The organism is Streptacidiphilus fuscans, from assembly GCF_015690355.1.
GTDB lineage: Bacteria > Actinomycetota > Actinomycetes > Streptomycetales > Streptomycetaceae > Streptacidiphilus > Streptacidiphilus fuscans.
Genome location: NZ_JADPRT010000020.1, coordinates 125,313 through 140,033, shown reverse-complemented (window position 1 = coordinate 140,033; position 14,721 = coordinate 125,313). Strand labels below are relative to the sequence as shown.

Here is a 14,721-nt window from a genome sequence, read left to right as displayed (position 1 = left end):
CGGGCTGCAGCGATGGCTCGTGCCGCGGCGGCCGCGCCCACCGCCAAGCGAGATCGGACAATCTCCGCCGATCACAACTCCAGGCAGGCCCTTGGGCGTTGATCGCTGCTGTCTGGCCTGCCTTCGGCCGCCGAACGACACCGCCCCCGCTCCTACCTCGGCAGGGGGCGGGGGCGGCTCGACTGTGCGTGTGCGTGTTGGCGACTTCATCTCAAGAGCTGCTCCGCGCGGCGAAGCCCCTGGTCGGTGAGCTCGATCAGACCTGGAAAGCGCCACTCGGGGTCGAACCGGAACCGGGGCTTGGCCAGCCCGAGGCGCTCCAGTTCGCCACACACGGCGGTGAAGGCTACGCGGTTCACACCGAGCTGGTCGACAAGGCCATCGGTGTTCGTCAGCTTGCCATGCGACTTCTCGTAGACCGCCACCAGCACACGCTCACGCAGTCTGCCGGGCTCGCTCACTACCCACTCCCCGCTGTTGGGTACGGAACGCTTTGATGGTAGGTGCTTGTCGCCTGGCCGATCATGGTGGTCGCGGTGCGAGGGGGCGTTCAGTTGCTTTGCTGGGCGTGAACGCGCGGTCCTGGCGCGATTCGAGAGCTGAGAAGGCGCCTAAGGCCTGTCCCGTAATCGATCTCTGAGGGCCAGCGTTGCCGAGGCGGGGCGGCCCCGGGGCTACGCGGTCTGGAGCAGGTTGTGCAGGCGCGCGATGCCGAGCATCGCGAAATGGACCCCGTCGCCCTTCATGCGACAGTCGCGAAGGATCTTCCAGGATCCGATCTGCTGCCGACTTGGAAACGCCGATCAATGGCGCGAGTTGCCGCAGAGTCAGATTGGTGCGCCAGTACGCGGCGACCAGGAGCACACGGTCTTCATCAAGTGGCAGAGAGCAAGGCCGACCAAGGCGCACCGCTTCAGCCCCCTCGCTCCGCAACTCGGCGAGCAACCTTCTGAACGCCCTCGGGCTCAACCCATTGAACGGGGCTGTCCAGGAAGGCTCCGGTGGCGTCACCACACCAGTCACCGCGTGATCATTCCACCGCTTCAGGTTCTCCCTGCTCGAATGCGATGCGGCATCGTTCCACCTCGTCGGCTACCTGCCCCATGAACCAGCGCACGATCTCGTAGGGAACAACGTGCCCGTCAGGGCTGTAGACGTGGACAGTCGGTTCGAGGTTCGGGTCCTCGTCCGGGACAAGCGCCCTCAGCAAGGGAGCACCGCCAGGCCGGTACGCCACCGCAGCGTTGAGGCTCTCGAGCCTCTCCGCCGATGCAGGGACAGCCTCGCTCAGCTCCACGGACCAGGCATCGTCGGGCAAGGCGTAGTGAAACACCACCGCATAGTGATGACCTGCATGTTCTCGCACTTCCCATGGCATGCCGGCAGGTTGCCACAGCTGCTGTGCCGGAGTCTCCTGAGTATCCAGGCAGTCATCGGACACAGCCCAGCCACCACTTGCGGGACAACCCTTGGATGATTGATTCCAAGGGCTGACGTGCCGGGAAGTGAGCCAAGGGAAGATCGCTGTGCTCGGAGCGCCAGGCTCGGTGTCAGAAGAAAGCGATCTACCAGGAAAAGCTTCATCTGGGCTGATGCGCCGATACCTTCGTGTGGTCGATCCAGATGATCTCTTGCCAAAGTGGAGCCCTGACATGACCACGTTCGTGCTGATCCCTGGTGCCTGCCACGGAGGCTGGTGGTTTGAGCCACTTGCACGCCGCCTGCGGGAGCATGGGCACCAGGCGTACTCCGTGACCTTGACAGGGCTCGGCGACCGCGCCCACCTGATGACGGCCTCGGTGAACCTGGACACCCATATCCAGGACGTGATCAGCCTGCTGGAGAACGAGCAGATAGAGGACGCGGTGCTGGTTGGGCACAGTTACGCGGGCATGGTGGTCACCGGGGCCGCCGACCGCGCCGCCGACCGGATCGACGCGCTGGTGTACGTGGACGCTTTCGTGCCCGGCGACGGCGACTCCGCCTGGTACCTGACCAACGACGCGCAACGCCGGTGGTACATAGACGGCGCCTCGGCCGACGGGCTCGGCATAGCCCCGATGCCCTTCTTCGATCCCCGATCCACCCCACACCCACTCGCTTCGGCGGTCCAGCGTCTGCGGCTCGTTGACCCGATGCGCAAGTTCCGTCGCCGTGACTACCTGTACGCGGCAGAGTTCCCCGAGAGCCCCTTCGCCTCCACCTACGAGCGCCTGCGCGATGATCCCGACTGGCACGCTCACGCCCTCAAGTCCGGGCACAACGTGATGAAGGACGCTCTGGAGGAACTCCTGCGCATCCTGCTGGAGACTGTCCCTACCAGCTAAGGACTGTCCCGTAACAGCGGCACGGCCTCATGTCCGGCGATGCGCCAGCTGTCAGACAAAGAGGAGATCGACCCGGCGATCTGTGCAGAAGTGCAGGACGACGCGGAGCCGACGAGCGTCGTCGAGGTGTTGGTCGGCCAGAGGGTCCCGGTCGTCTTCCTGCCACTGGACGATGATCTCTTCGAGACGCGGCAGCATCGCTGCGCACTGGCCAGGCGTGAGATTCGGGCCGTCTGTCTCCGGGTGGCCCAGCAGCGGCGCGAGGGGGGTGGCAGCGGTGGTCCAGGGGAGATCCCCGCCGAACCCGTGCATCGTTGAGGGATCAATGCCCTCGGTGCGTGCCAGGCGCTCGCGGAACGTGGCGAACCTCGTGTAAGACCAGCAGGCGTCCGGGCTGTCGTTGTTGCCGTCGCCTGGGAACAGCACGAGTCCCATGTCCGCCTCCGCTCTCGAAGGCAACAGGATCGGCTGTTCCGGGGCCTCTGGCAACTGAGATCATCTTCGCCGTGCCTTGCGTGATCACGGCTTCGGAGCCGTCCTGGATCGCCCCGTTCACCGGACTGAGCCCGCGGCTGTTCCACAAACTGATCACGGTTCTGCGGCGTGAAGGTGCTGACAAGGCTCGTCCAGGGCGACCGTGGTCGCTGCCGCTGGAGGACCGGGTGCTGTTGGTGGCCGCGTACTGGCGCGCTAACCTGACGCTGCGTCAGCTCGACCCGTTGTTCGGGATCTCGAAGTCCGCGGCCGACCGGATCGTCGACCACACCGGGCCGCTTCTCGCAGTCAAGCAGCGGCAGCGGTTCCGCAGGGACGCCGTGCTCATCGTCGACGGCACGCTGGTGCCGACACGGGACCACAACGTCGCCGAACAGTCCAAGAGCTATCGGTACTCCACCAACCACCAGGTCGTCATCGACGCGGACTCTCAGCTGGTCGTCGTGGTCGGGCGCCCCCTGCCGGGTAACCGCAACGACTGCAAGGCCTGAGCTGAGTCGGGCGCGAAGGCCGCCGTCGGAAAGGCCACCACGATCGCCGGCGGCGGCTACCCGGGCACCGGGCTGATCATCCCGCATCGCCGGCCTGCAGGCGGCGAACTCTGCGACTGGAAGCGTGAGCACAACCGCTCCCACAAAGAGGTCCGAGCCCGAGTAGAGCACGTCTTCGCCCGGATGAAGACGTGGAAGATACTTCGCGACTGCCTTCTCAAGGGCGACGGCGTCCACCCCGCCATGCTCGGGGTCGCCCGCCTGCACAACCTCATCCAGGCCGGCTGAGCAGACGAGCCCGTCTGCCGTCAGACCGCACGCAACCACGCGCCAAGATCGATTACGGGACAGTCCTTGGCCTTTGACTCTATTCCATCGGCCTGTGAGGCAACTCCGGGGCCGACAGCGCGCGCCCGCCACCTGGTATGTCCGGGCCAGTGCGAGTCTCGTAAGGTTCTCTCGCCATCGTGTTCGGACATGGGGGGACCATGATCTTCGGCTTCGGCAGGTCCACCGCGGCAGCAGCGCTTACGGCCGTCGCTTTCCTGGTGCTCACTGCGTGCAACCAGTCTGGCGCGTCGTCGGCCGCATCTCCGGTACGGCCCTCGACCGACGCCTCGGCAACACCGTCGGCCACCGTTTCGGCTTGGCCGACGGCCTCCGCTTCCGCAGCGGTGATGCCGAGCCCGACCCTCGCGCCGACGAAGACAGTCACCGCCCCGGCACCGTCGCCCGCAACGCCGACTGCCGCCGCCTCCACGGCTCACCGGTCGGACGCGCCCGCCGATGTCGCATGCCGGAACCTTGCCGTCCCGGCCGACGTGAAGTGGGCCGTCACTCAGACCTGGGCCAACGCGAAACGGATCTACCACATCCAGCCCAAGCCCGGTGAGTTCTACTACGGCAGCTGCGGCACAACGCTCTACGCCGCCGCGCGGTTTGAGGCGGCAGCCGGAGCGACCGACAGCGACCTGGTCCAACTTCAGGATGAAGGCTCAGTCCTGCAGTTCTTCCGCTTCACGCCGAGCACCGGGTGGGCGTTCACCGGATCCGACTCCTTCCCACCCACCAGCGACTGCTCCCAGGCCGTCCCCGCCGCCCTGTCTCACCAGTGGCACTGCAGCTGAACCTCGCGGTGCGATCCGGTCTCCCTGCGCCGAGATTCCCGCTCGGCTCCAAATGTCCCAATGATCGGGCGCAGCCGGGGAATCGGTGCAACGCCAACGCCCTCCTTGTGATCACTGAAGGGTCAGCGGCTACTCGCTTCGGCAGGCGGACCGGTCGCCGCAGATCAGGCCCTACGCGGTGGTGATCTTGCCGTCCCATTCGCCGCCGGCCGGGACGGAGGCGTGCTGGTGGATCAGTTCCCAGCCGTTCTCGCGCCGTTGGAAGCAGTCGGTCTGCCGGGCCATGACGTGCTTGGTGGAGCCGTTCTTGAGCACGATATTCGTGCTCTGCACGGTGCAGACGATGCCCATGTCCGCGTTGACCTTCGCGTCCAGTTCGAGGATCTCGACGTTGCAGGACTCGAAGTTGGCGAAGGTGTCGTCGAACAGCTTGCGCGCCGGGGCGACGCCCCTGGACGCGAACGGGGGGATGTCGAACCACAGCACGTCGGATGCCCAGTGCCGGGTGCTCTGCGCGCCGGTCATCGAGTCCGCCATCTCGCGGACGATGGCGATGATGGCTTCCTTGTCCTGCTCGGTCGTCGTCATGACCTTGCTCCCTTCGTCTCGCGGCCCTGATCGGCCGCCACGGACAACCCTGCGGCGTGCCGTCAGGGGAGGTGCAAGACCCAGCCCCGCGACGGGATCTCCCCTGGGGGGAGATCCCCTTTGCCCAGGGCCTGCCTCAGTACTGGACATGGGGTTTCCCCCGCGAGGTCGGCCACTCAGAGGGCGGCCAGGGTGCGGATGCGGTCGGCGAAGGCGCGTCGGGCGGCCCCGGATTGGGGGGCGAGGCGGTCCCATCCGTGCGGGACGCCGGGATGGACGTGCAGTTCGACGGGGACGCCCGCGGCGGCCAGGTGTGCGGCGTAGGCGATGTCCTCGTCGCGGAAGATGTCGAGGTCACCGGTGTCGATGTAGGCGGGGGCCAGTCCGGTGAAGTCGGTTAGGCGGGCCGGTGCGGCGATCGGGGAGACATCCGCGGTGTCGAACGTGTCGCCGAGCACCGCCTTCCAGGCGGTGTGGTTGTCGTCGTAGGTCCAGGTCAGGAAGGGTTCGCGGGCCGGGTCGGGGCCCTGGTTGCGGTCGTCGAGCATGGGATAGACCAGGATCTGCCGAGCCAGGGGGATGTGCCGGTCGCGGGCCAGGATGGCGGTGGCTGCGGCGGGTGCGCCGCCGCCGCTGTCGCCCATCACCGCGATGCGTCCGGTGTCCACGGCCAGTTCGTGCGCGTGGTCGGTGAGCCAGGTCAGGCCGGCGAAGACGTCCTCGGCGAGCATGGTGCCGGTCGCCTCGGGGGCCAGGCGGTAGTCGACGGACAGGAACGGCACCCGGCTGTGTGCGACGTACCAGGAGAGCAGGGTGTCGTAGGCGTCCAGGTCGCCCAGGATCATGCCGCCGCCGTGGGCGTAGAGCACGGCCGGGCCGGGCCCGGTGGTCTCGCCAGTGGTGTACCAGCGCAGTTCGATCCGGGCGCCGTCGGGCGCCCTGGCGAAGTAGGTGGCGGTCTTGATCCCGGTGACCGGGGGGGACCAGCGCCGCCATGGCGGCCTGGCCGAGGTTGCCGGCCTCGCGAATCGACCTCCAGTCCCCGCGCTCCCGGGCGGGTACGCCGGCGGCCTGCTCGGTGCGGGAGGCCAGGAGAGGGACGAGTTCGGGGTCGAGGGTGTAGTCCATGGGAAGTGGTTCCCGCTTTCCGGAGGTGGTGATGGTGATTCTTGAAATCGACCCGGGTGGATCGTGTTTCCTCGGCTGGTTCAGGCTTTGAGGATCTGAGGACGCGGGTGGATCGTTCGGGCTGCGGATCTTGACCGTCGTGGGGTTGCGGTCGGCTCGTCGGCGCGGCCAGGATCGGCGGCATGATCAAGGGTGTGATGTTCGACTTCTCCGGGACCCTCTTCCGCATTGAATCGGCCGCGAAGTGGCTGCGCGCGGTGGTAGCGGACGCTGGTCTGGCTGTTTCTGAGGACGAACTCGACGCGTGCGTCAGCGGGCTGGAAGAGTTCGGGGCTCAGCCCGGCGGGGTGCCTCCGCGCCAGGTTCCGCCCCATCTGGAGGGATTGTGGCGGGAACGCGATCTGACCGCCGAACGACACCGGGCGGCATTCACAGCCATGGCCCGGGAAGCGGGCCTGCCAGCGGCTGACCTGGCCGAAGCCTTGTATGAACGTTCTCAGGTGTCCGGGGCATGGCAGCCTTATCCCGACGCGGAGGCGACCCTCCGCGCTCTCCGAGAGCGAGGCATCCCCGTCGCTGTAATCAGCAACATTGGCTGGGACATGCGCCCTGTCTTCCGCGACCACGGTGTTGACGACCTCGTGGACGCCTACTTCCTCTCCTTCGAGTGCGGGGTGAAGAAGCCCGACCCCCGGATCTTCCAGATGGCCTGCGACAAGCTCGGAGTGGCGCCTGGTGACGCACTCATGGTGGGAGACGAGCCCATTGCGGACTCCGGCGCCGCTGCGCTGGGGTGCCAGGTCCACCTGCTCGACCCCCTGCCCGTGGACCGGCGTCCCAGTGCGCTGGCCGAGGTGCTCCAACTCCTTTGACGTGGCCAGGCCGGGCGGCCCCACAAACAGATCGCCCCCGAAGACATTCAACGATCCCCATGAGTGGACGGATGGGTGCGTAACGAAGTGGTGGCGCACGCGGGTCGGCGGGCGGGTTGCGTGCGTCGCGGGCCTTGGGCGGGCCGGGCACGGCGGTGTCTGTCAGTACGGGGAGGGCTGGTTGCGGATCACGGCGAGGCTGACGATCTTGCCGTCGCGCACGCTGAAGTAGTCCGACATCAGCAGTTCGGCCGGGAGGCTGGTCTTGTCGTAGGTGCCGTCATAGCGCGAGCGCACGATGGTCTGGCCGTAGTGCGCGACGACCTCGATCGGCTCCATCGTGACGCGGTCGCCGATCATCTCCTTCTCGGCCCAGGCCCGGATGGTTGCGATGCCGCTGATCTCACGGCGCGCGTCGTTGACGTAGGCGTCCTCGGCGAATGTGGCGACCATCCGGCCCAGGTCGAAGGCGTTGACCGCCGCCAGGTACTCGGCGACGACGGGCGGCAGGGCGGTGCTCGTGGGCGTGGTCATAGTTTCGGCTCCCTTTGTCTCGCGGCCCTGATCGGCAGCTACGGACAACCCTGCAATGTGCCGTCAGGGGAGGTGCAAGATTCGCGTGCGCCCGTGCATCTCCCCTTGGGGGAGGTGGCACAGTGGCAGGCATGGACGCGACACTGCCGATCGGGGACTTCGCGAGGGCCACGCACCTGAGCGTGAAGACGCTGCGCTACTACCACCAGGTGGGCCTGCTGGAACCGGACGAGGTGGACCGGCACACCGGCCACCGGTACTACACCACCGCGCAGATCCCGACCGCGCAGATCATCCGCCGATTCCGCGCCCTGGACATGCCGGTCGAGCAGATCACCAAGGTGCTGGCCGCCCCCGACCTCGACACCCGCAACGCGCTCCTGGCCGCGCACCTGAACCAGATGGAGCAGGAGTTGGCGCGCAGCCAGTCTGCGGTCGCCTCGCTGCGCGACCTGCTCACCCGCCCGCCGGGCGGCACCCGGGCCGAGATCGGGCGCCGGAGCGTCCCGGCCACGCCAGCGGCTGCGATCACCGAGACGGTGGACGTCGCCGAGGCGTTGACCTGGTACCAGGGTGCGCTCGGTGAGATCTACGCGACGCTCGACGCCCAGGGCCTGGCCGCCGACGCACCGGCCGGCGGGATCTTCAGCACCGACCTGTTCACCCACGGGCACGGACCGGCGACGATCTTCGTGCCGTGCGCCGGACCGCTGCGCCCCATGGGTCGGGTCGACGCGCTGGTCATCCCGGCGGTCGAGTTGGCGACGATCGTGCACCGCGGCCCGCATACGAATATCGACCTGGCCTACGGAGCCCTCGGCACGTACGTCGCTGAACATGCCCTCGCCGTGGACGGCCCGATCCGCGAGTACTACCCCGTTGGTCGCCGCGAGAGCGCGGAGGCGGCCGAGTGGCGCACCGAGATTTGCTGGCCGATCTTCCACACCGGACCGTCGCCCGACGAACCCGCAGCGCGCACGCGCGAAAGCGGCGATGGGTAGAGGGCGTAGGTGGCACTCGGAACCTGCGGCGCTGAACGCGCCGACACCGGCGATATCGAAACTCCGAGGGGCTACCGGCAGGCGCGCCGCACCCGCGGGCAGGGAAGCGTCACAGGCCCAGATCCCTAAGGACTGCCAGTCGTAGTGGCCGCCACCCGCCAGTGTCGAGCTTGGCCAGTTTCGCTTCGACGTCGACGTTGATGGCGCCGAAGAAATTGATGTTCTCTGTTAGTTCGGAGAGCGTTGTGGAAACCGCAGCAGCGAGGGGCAATCGGTATCCTGGGCAAGCCCTTCACCCACTGGCCCGCGCAGCCTCAAGGCAGCACGGATTTGGCACATATGAGGCTGAGAAATGTCGAGAGAGGATGAGATCTACTGAGAGTGATTTTTGCAGCTCCCAGGCCTTGCCCCATGCATCGTTGCAGGTCGGCGGCCTGCTCGGGGAAAACTTACAAAGCAGATGTCGGCGGTTCGAATCCGTCTGCGCCCACCAGCCCAAAGGCCCCGCAGCGATCATGCTGCGGGGCCTTTGACGGCGGTGGGTGACGGCAACCGGCTTGCCCAGACGTCTATTGGGACACACGTTCACGGCATGGCCTGCACATTGCCATTCAGGGCTTGCGGTCGCGGAGCGTAGAGGCGCCGTCCTGCGGGTCTCCAGCGACGGGGTATTCAAGCGTCGCTGACTCACTCCCTGCAATCCGGACAGTTGGGGAATCAGGCGAGGCAGAACTCGTTTCCCTCGATGTCCTGCATCGTGATGCACGACTCGTTGACGCCATCGGCGCGCTGCGTCAGCACGTGTTTCGCGCCGAGCGCCATCAGCCGTGCGCATTCGGCCTCGAGTGTGGCCAGGCGCTCCTCACCCACGAGCCCGGCGCCGACCCGCACATCGAGATGCACCCGGTTCTTGACGACCTTGCCTTCGGGAACTCGCTGGAAGAGCAAGCGCGGGCCCACACCCGAGGGATCAGTGCACGCGAAGTAGATCTCATCCTCGGGCGGCAGCGAGCGGTGGTACTCCTCCCACGTGGCGAAGCCCTCCGGGACCGTCGGTACGACGTACCCCAGCACCTCGCACCAGAAGGCGGCGAGGCGCGCAGGCTCCGCGCAGTCGAAGGTCACTTGGAACTGTCTGATCGTTGACATCGGCGCACGATAACAGGGGTCCGGCACCTCCCCAGGTCGGGAGGTCCGCACGTTGTCGGGAGCAGGCGTCTGCTCCCCGCTGCTTTGTGGTGCGGGGTCATAGGGCTGAGGCTTTCAGGGCTGACGCTGTCCCGGCTCTCGGGGCTGCTGCGGTGCAAACCACGCCGTGGGCTGTCGTGGTGTTGTCACGCCGCTGCGCGTTCGACCGGCGGACGACGCCTCAATTCCCGCTGGCGGATGGCCGGCGGCTGGTAGGCCATGTCGAGCGTGCCGGTGTCTGTGCCGGGCGGCACGATGGCGTCGATCCGGTCCAGGACGTCGTCCGAGAGCGTGACCTCGGCGCCCGCGAGCAGATCGTCCAGGTGCGCCATGGTCCGCGGTCCGAGGAGCGCGGATGTGACGCCGGGGTGTGCGAGCACGAAGCCCATCGCCAGATGGGTCAGCGGCATGCCCGCCTCTTCGGCGAGCGGGATGAGCTGTTCGACGACGTCGAGCCGCCGGTCGTCCTTGAGGTGGTGGAAGCCGTACTGCGAGCGGTGTGTCGCGGCCTGCTGGCCCTTCCGGTAACGCCCGGTCAGCAGCCCGCCGCCGAGCGGCGACCAGACCAGGGTGCCCATGCCGAACTCCTGGGCCACCGGGAGCACCTCGCGCTCGATGCCCCGGTTGAGGATCGAGTACACCGGCTGCTCGGTACGCGGCCGGGCGAGGCCGCGGCGCTCGGCGACCCAGTGGGCGCGGACGAGTTCGGAGGCGGGCATGGCCGAGGTGCCGAAGGTGCGGATCTTGCCGGCTCGCTGCAGGTCGGTCAGAGCCTGGAGCGTCTCCTCGATGTCGGTGTCCGGGTCCGGGCGGTGGATCTGGTAGACGTCGACGTAGTCGGTATCGAGGCGGCGCAGCGAGTCCTCCAGCGCGCGCACCAGCCAACGCCGGGACGCGCCTTGGTGGTTCGGCTCGTCGCTCATCGGGTTCTTGGCCTTCGTGGCGAGTACGACGTCGGCCCGACGGCCCTTCAGCGCACGGCCGACGATCTCCTCCGACTCGCCGTGCGCGTACACGTCGGCCGTGTCGATGAGGTTGATGCCGGCGTCCAGGGCCCGGTGGATGACGCGGACACAGTCGTCGTGGTCGGTGTTGCCGAGGGCACCGAACATCATGGCGCCGAGAGCGTAGGGGCTCACCTTGATCCCGGTCTTGCCGAGGCCGCGGTAACGCATGTTCTCTCCTGAGGTCCGATTGCGGGGTGCTGCCACCAGCCTGCCGGGGAGCAGACGGACGATGAATACTTGTGAGTCCCGATTTTTTGAGCGAGAGTACGGGCATGACGTCCGACCGGCTCTCCGAAGCACTCGATCTGGTCGAGGTCCGCGGCGTCCTCACCGGAGGCATCGCGGCCCGCGGCGGATGGTGGGGCCGCGGACCGCTCACCGACCCGGTCAAGTTCTTCGCGCTCGTCAGCGGCCGGGCTCGCCTCACCACCGACGGGATCGACGAACCGGTCGACCTCGTGGCGGGTGACGTGGCGATCCTCACCGGCCGCTCCTGGGTCGCGTTCGAGGCCGGCGAGGAACCCCGCCAGGAGGTGCAGCCGGAATCCGACTTCTCCACCGACCGCTTCGCGCGCTCCGACCGCGACGCCGACGACATCGTCATCGGCGGCTGCGTCAGCCTGAACGAGGCCGGAAGAACGCTCCTCCTCGAATCGCTGCCGCCAGTGGCACACATCAGGTCGGCCGGTGACGACGACCGGCTCCTCGTCGCCCTGCTCCGTCTCTTCGACGAGGCGACCGCGCAGCGGCTCGGCTCGGCCTTCGCGATCCGGCAGTACGGTCAGCTCTTCCTGCTGGAGCTGTTGCGCTCCTACGTCGACCAGTGCGCACTGCCGTCCGGCTGGCTGCGGCTGCTCGTCGACGAGCGCCTCCGTCCCGCCCTCGACCTGCTGCACGGCCGCCCCGGGCGCCCCTGGGGGCTCGAGGAACTGGCGCGGGCCGCCGCGATGTCCCGGACGACCTTCGCCGAGCGGTTCCGGGAGGCGGCCGGCGTGCCACCGCTGACCTACCTGGGACGCTGGCGCATGCTGCTCGCCCAGCGCGCGCTGCGCGACGGTGACACCCGCGTCGCGGCACTCGCCGAGGAGTTGGGCTACGGCTCGGAGAGTGCCTTCAGCACGGCGTTCAAACGGGTCGTCGGCGAGTCGCCGCTGCGCTACCGGGCCCGGGTGCGACAGGACGTCACCGGCCGCGTTCGGACCGAGACGCTCTGACGTGTCGGTCCCGCTCAGCTTCCGGACCGCACCGCAGGGCCTTGGCCGGACGGGGTGCCTGCCTCTGTCAGTGCCAGGCATCCCGCTTCAGGTCGGGGCTCCGTCCGGCCGCATCGGGCACGGCCGCTGCTGCCCGCTTACGACACGTCGTCAGCGAGTGCCTGGTAGACGGGCTTGAGTTCCACCCACCGCTCTGGCCACTTGCCCGGCTCGTGTCCACCGAGGTAGGCGGCCAGGTCTTCGGCGTGCAACTGCCATCCGCCGCCGTGGCCGGCGATCTCGGGGAGCGGGAAGCCGCGTTCTTCGACGATCAGCCGGGTCCGGCCGTCGCCGGCCGGGGTGAGATTCGCCTCCACGACGGTCTCGTCGGGCGTGCCCGGCTGGAACGTGACCAGCAGTCGGCGGGGGGCGTCGCAGATGTCAATGCGTCCCGGGCCTTCATAGCCGCTGGCGAAGAAGGTCGTCCGGACGGTGCCCCCGAGCCGCGGTTCGCCCTCGATCGTGGCGATCCAGTGCGCGAGGCGGTCCGGTTCGGTCACCGCCGACCACAGGTCATCGATGTCGGTGTCGTAGACGTCCTCCACCGTGACTGCGCCTTTGGCGTCGTCCACGCGGCGGAGGCTGCCGATGATGCGAGTGTCACGTCCGGTGCCGCTGGTCATTGTTCGGCCTTCCGTTGTTGTTTTCCCCGCGCGATTTCCGCGTGCAGGGCATCCATGCGCCGCTGCCACAAGGCGCGATAGCGCCCGAGCCACTCATCCAGCTCGGCCAGAGGTTCCGGGCGCAGGCTGTAGGTGCGCCACTGTGCGTCCTGGCGGACCTCTACCAGGCCCGCCTCCCGCAGTACCCGCAGGTGTCGGGAGACTCCGGGCCGGGCGATGGGCAACGCCGCAGCCAGCTCGTTCACGGTGGCCGGATGGTCCCGCAACATTTCCAGCATCGTTCGCCGGCTCTCGTCGGACAGCGCGTGCAGTACAGCGTCCATGCCCGGCAATGTACCCAACAGGGTACGTACCCGTAAAGGTACATAGCTCGGACGCATGTGGGAGTGTGCGCCATGCCCTCCGCTGTTCATGGGGGGCGCCCGGCCCTCCCTGTTCAGGGATCTACGACGTCTTCCTGTCGAGGGAGGTCGGGGTGGCGCAGTGCTCGTTGCCGTCGGTCAGGTCGTCGCGCACCAGGACGAGGAGTTGTGTCAGCTGCAAGCGCTGGGTGTCGGTCAGCGAGCGGAAGAGGCCGTCCTCCGCCTCCCGCTGTGCGGCTGCCGCGTCTTGCAGCCGCTGTCGCCCTGCCTCCGTCAGCACGACCAGGTGGCGGCGCCGGTCGCGAGGGTCGCGGGTGCGTGTCACCAGCCCTTCGGCCTCCAAGGGGTTGAGCTGCGTGACGAGCACGCTGGCGGCGGTGTCCGTCTCCGTGGCCAGGTCGGTCTGCGCCAACGGGCCGCGGTGGAGCAGTCCGAGGATGTGGAACTGCCTCGGTGTGAGGCCATTGGCGGTGTGCGCATCCGCCATGACGCCCACCCGTCCGACCCTGGTCCCCGATCCGAGCGCGGATTTGGGCCTTCGCGGGGCACGTGCCGTCGTCACTGGAGGAACCCGCGGTATCGGCGCTGCCACAGTGCGCCGTCTGGCCAGCGCCGGCGCGCACGTGGTCGCCGTCGCCCGCAACCGAGCCGAAGCCCCTGCCGGAGTGCATGTGGTGACGGCCGATCTGAACACCTCCGGCGGGGTCGAACGGGCGGCGGCCGCGGCGCTCGATCTCCTGGGCGGCATCGACGTGCTCGTCGACAACGCGGGACGCAACACCCAGGTGCCCGACGGCGTCCTCGCCGCCTCCGACGAGGACTGGCTGGCCAACCTCGACGCCAACCTGCTGTCCGCCGTCCGCCTCGACCGGGCCCTCGTCCCGCACATGACCGCGCAGGGCCACGGGGCAGTCGTCCACGTGTCATCGAACGCCGCCCGCTACCCGCAGCCCAACGGCGCCCCGTACGCTGCCGCCAAGGCCGCTCTCAACGCCTACAGCAAGAGCCTCGCGCTCGCCTGCGGCCCGCACGGCGTGCGCGTCACCGCGGTCATGCCTGGGGTCATCGAGACCGACGCCGTTGAGGCAAGCCTGCGGGAGGCGGCGGAACGCACCGGCCGCGACCTGGACACCATCCGCAAGGAGTTCCACCAGCGCCTCGCTGCCCCGCTCGGCCGCCCCGGACGGCCCGAAGAAGCCGCGGAGCTGATCGCCTTCCTCGCTTCCCCGCGCGCCTCCTACCTCACCGGCATCACTGTTTCGATCGACGGAGGCCTTCTCCCTACCCTCTGACGAGCCGTCGAAGCCGCCTGGAGCAGCGTCACCGAGCGCCACCGAGCGCCTCCGGCGCGACGGCCACACGGTCGTCGCCGCGGCCAACCCGCTGCGCGGCCTGGCCACCGACAGCGCCTCAGTTCCCCGGCCCGCAGGTGCAGACAGCGCTGCGACCGCTCCCCGTTGCCGGCGGAGCGGACCTGTACGTCAACCCGGCCAACTTCCGCGCCGTCCTGGCCTGGCACACTGTGCCGAGCTGGGCCCTGGTGGCCACCGGCGACAAGGCGATCCCTCCGGTGCTGGAGCGCTTCGAGGCCCAGCGCCCCCACTCCCACACGGTGGAGGTCAACAGCTCGCACTTCGCGATGGTGACCAACCCGACGCAGGTCACCGACCTGATCGAGAACGCCGCCCGCTCGACGGCCGGGCACTGACCGCTGCCAGGCCGTGG

The 14,721-nt window shown here is 68.3% G+C and carries 18 protein-coding genes and 2 pseudogenes; 8 read left to right on the top strand and 12 right to left on the bottom strand.

The annotated features are described in order from the left end of the window. Positions 1 to 206: 206 nt before the first annotated feature. The 3 genes and pseudogenes from I2501_RS34635 to I2501_RS34625 all read right to left on the bottom strand — a co-directional run bounded on the left by I2501_RS34635 (position 207) and on the right by I2501_RS34625 (position 1,378). Positions 207 to 461: a helix-turn-helix domain-containing protein gene (locus I2501_RS34635; protein ID WP_196198141.1), complete on the bottom strand. Its 255-nt coding sequence runs from the start codon at positions 459 to 461 to the stop codon at positions 207 to 209. Between the two features lie 304 nt (positions 462 to 765). After that, positions 766 to 1,023, bottom strand: a pseudogene (locus I2501_RS34630) (transposase family protein); the annotation flags it as partial. A 7-nt stretch (positions 1,024 to 1,030) separates the two neighbouring features. Further along, positions 1,031 to 1,378 (bottom strand): hypothetical protein, encoded by a 348-nt coding sequence (locus tag I2501_RS34625; RefSeq protein ID WP_196198140.1) that lies wholly within the window; start codon positions 1,376 to 1,378, stop codon positions 1,031 to 1,033. A 214-nt stretch (positions 1,379 to 1,592) separates the two neighbouring features. On the opposite strand from I2501_RS34625, the gene I2501_RS34620 reads away from it, so the two are divergent. Then, the gene (locus I2501_RS34620) at positions 1,593 to 2,327 is read left to right on the top strand and encodes an alpha/beta fold hydrolase (RefSeq protein WP_328806833.1); all 735 of its coding nucleotides are present in this window, start codon (positions 1,593 to 1,595) and stop codon (positions 2,325 to 2,327) included. A gap of 51 nt (positions 2,328 to 2,378) precedes the next feature. Here I2501_RS34620 and I2501_RS34615 read toward each other — a convergent pair whose 3' ends face one another. After that, entirely contained in the window at positions 2,379 to 2,762 is a 384-nt protein-coding gene (locus I2501_RS34615; RefSeq protein ID WP_196198138.1) for a hypothetical protein, read from the bottom strand. A gap of 71 nt (positions 2,763 to 2,833) precedes the next feature. Between I2501_RS34615 and I2501_RS34610 the strand changes: the two are divergent. Together I2501_RS34610 and I2501_RS34605 are read left to right on the top strand one after the other, a co-directional pair. Beyond that, positions 2,834 to 3,601: pseudogene (locus tag I2501_RS34610) on the top strand (transposase). Between the two features lie 389 nt (positions 3,602 to 3,990). Next, entirely contained in the window at positions 3,991 to 4,440 is a 450-nt protein-coding gene (locus I2501_RS34605; protein ID WP_196198137.1) for a hypothetical protein, read from the top strand. A gap of 171 nt (positions 4,441 to 4,611) precedes the next feature. Here I2501_RS34605 and I2501_RS34600 read toward each other — a convergent pair whose 3' ends face one another. After that, the gene (locus I2501_RS34600) at positions 4,612 to 5,028 is read right to left on the bottom strand and encodes a YybH family protein (protein ID WP_196198136.1); all 417 of its coding nucleotides are present in this window, start codon (positions 5,026 to 5,028) and stop codon (positions 4,612 to 4,614) included. Between the two features lie 176 nt (positions 5,029 to 5,204). After that, on the bottom strand, positions 5,205 to 5,897 hold the full coding sequence (locus I2501_RS34595; RefSeq protein ID WP_328806832.1) for an alpha/beta hydrolase fold domain-containing protein: 693 nt from the start codon (positions 5,895 to 5,897) through the stop codon (positions 5,205 to 5,207). A gap of 441 nt (positions 5,898 to 6,338) precedes the next feature. On the opposite strand from I2501_RS34595, the gene I2501_RS34590 reads away from it, so the two are divergent. Then, positions 6,339 to 7,028, top strand: a complete 690-nt coding sequence (locus I2501_RS34590) for an HAD family hydrolase (RefSeq protein WP_196198135.1) — start codon at positions 6,339 to 6,341, stop codon at positions 7,026 to 7,028. 162 nt (positions 7,029 to 7,190) lie between these two features. On the opposite strand, the gene I2501_RS34585 is transcribed toward I2501_RS34590, so the two are convergent. Beyond that, positions 7,191 to 7,562 (bottom strand): nuclear transport factor 2 family protein, encoded by a 372-nt coding sequence (locus I2501_RS34585; protein WP_196198134.1) that lies wholly within the window; start codon positions 7,560 to 7,562, stop codon positions 7,191 to 7,193. Between the two features lie 131 nt (positions 7,563 to 7,693). On the opposite strand from I2501_RS34585, the gene I2501_RS34580 reads away from it, so the two are divergent. After that, the gene (locus I2501_RS34580; RefSeq protein WP_196198133.1) at positions 7,694 to 8,563 is read left to right on the top strand and encodes a MerR family transcriptional regulator; all 870 of its coding nucleotides are present in this window, start codon (positions 7,694 to 7,696) and stop codon (positions 8,561 to 8,563) included. Positions 8,564 to 9,280: 717 nt separating this feature from the next. Here the strand turns inward: I2501_RS34580 and I2501_RS34575 are convergent. After that, on the bottom strand, positions 9,281 to 9,712 hold the full coding sequence (locus I2501_RS34575; RefSeq protein ID WP_196198132.1) for a VOC family protein: 432 nt from the start codon (positions 9,710 to 9,712) through the stop codon (positions 9,281 to 9,283). Positions 9,713 to 9,897: 185 nt separating this feature from the next. Next, positions 9,898 to 10,926 (bottom strand): aldo/keto reductase, encoded by a 1,029-nt coding sequence (locus I2501_RS34570; RefSeq protein ID WP_196198131.1) that lies wholly within the window; start codon positions 10,924 to 10,926, stop codon positions 9,898 to 9,900. A 104-nt stretch (positions 10,927 to 11,030) separates the two neighbouring features. Between I2501_RS34570 and I2501_RS34565 the strand changes: the two genes are divergently transcribed. Then, entirely contained in the window at positions 11,031 to 11,972 is a 942-nt protein-coding gene (locus I2501_RS34565) for a helix-turn-helix transcriptional regulator (RefSeq protein WP_196198130.1), read from the top strand. A 137-nt stretch (positions 11,973 to 12,109) separates the two neighbouring features. On the opposite strand, the gene I2501_RS34560 is transcribed toward I2501_RS34565, so the two are convergent. The 3 genes from I2501_RS34560 to I2501_RS34550 all read right to left on the bottom strand — a co-directional run bounded on the left by I2501_RS34560 (position 12,110) and on the right by I2501_RS34550 (position 13,483). Beyond that, a complete protein-coding gene (locus tag I2501_RS34560) occupies positions 12,110 to 12,634 on the bottom strand; it encodes an SRPBCC family protein (RefSeq protein ID WP_196198129.1) in 525 nt (174 codons plus the stop codon). After that, positions 12,631 to 12,957: an ArsR/SmtB family transcription factor gene (locus tag I2501_RS34555; protein WP_196198128.1), complete on the bottom strand. Its 327-nt coding sequence runs from the start codon at positions 12,955 to 12,957 to the stop codon at positions 12,631 to 12,633. The genes I2501_RS34560 and I2501_RS34555 overlap by 4 nt, the downstream gene beginning before the upstream one ends. 121 nt (positions 12,958 to 13,078) lie before the next feature. Next, the gene (locus I2501_RS34550; RefSeq protein WP_196198127.1) at positions 13,079 to 13,483 is read right to left on the bottom strand and encodes a MarR family transcriptional regulator; all 405 of its coding nucleotides are present in this window, start codon (positions 13,481 to 13,483) and stop codon (positions 13,079 to 13,081) included. Between I2501_RS34550 and I2501_RS34545 the strand changes: the two genes are divergently transcribed. After that, positions 13,482 to 14,288 (top strand): oxidoreductase, encoded by an 807-nt coding sequence (locus I2501_RS34545; RefSeq protein WP_196198126.1) that lies wholly within the window; start codon positions 13,482 to 13,484, stop codon positions 14,286 to 14,288. The two genes, I2501_RS34550 and I2501_RS34545, sit on opposite strands and share 2 nt — an antisense overlap. 137 nt (positions 14,289 to 14,425) lie before the next feature. Then, positions 14,426 to 14,704, top strand: coding sequence for an alpha/beta fold hydrolase (locus I2501_RS39965; protein ID WP_236047791.1), 279 nt, complete (start codon positions 14,426 to 14,428; stop codon positions 14,702 to 14,704). Positions 14,705 to 14,721 lie beyond the last annotated feature (17 nt).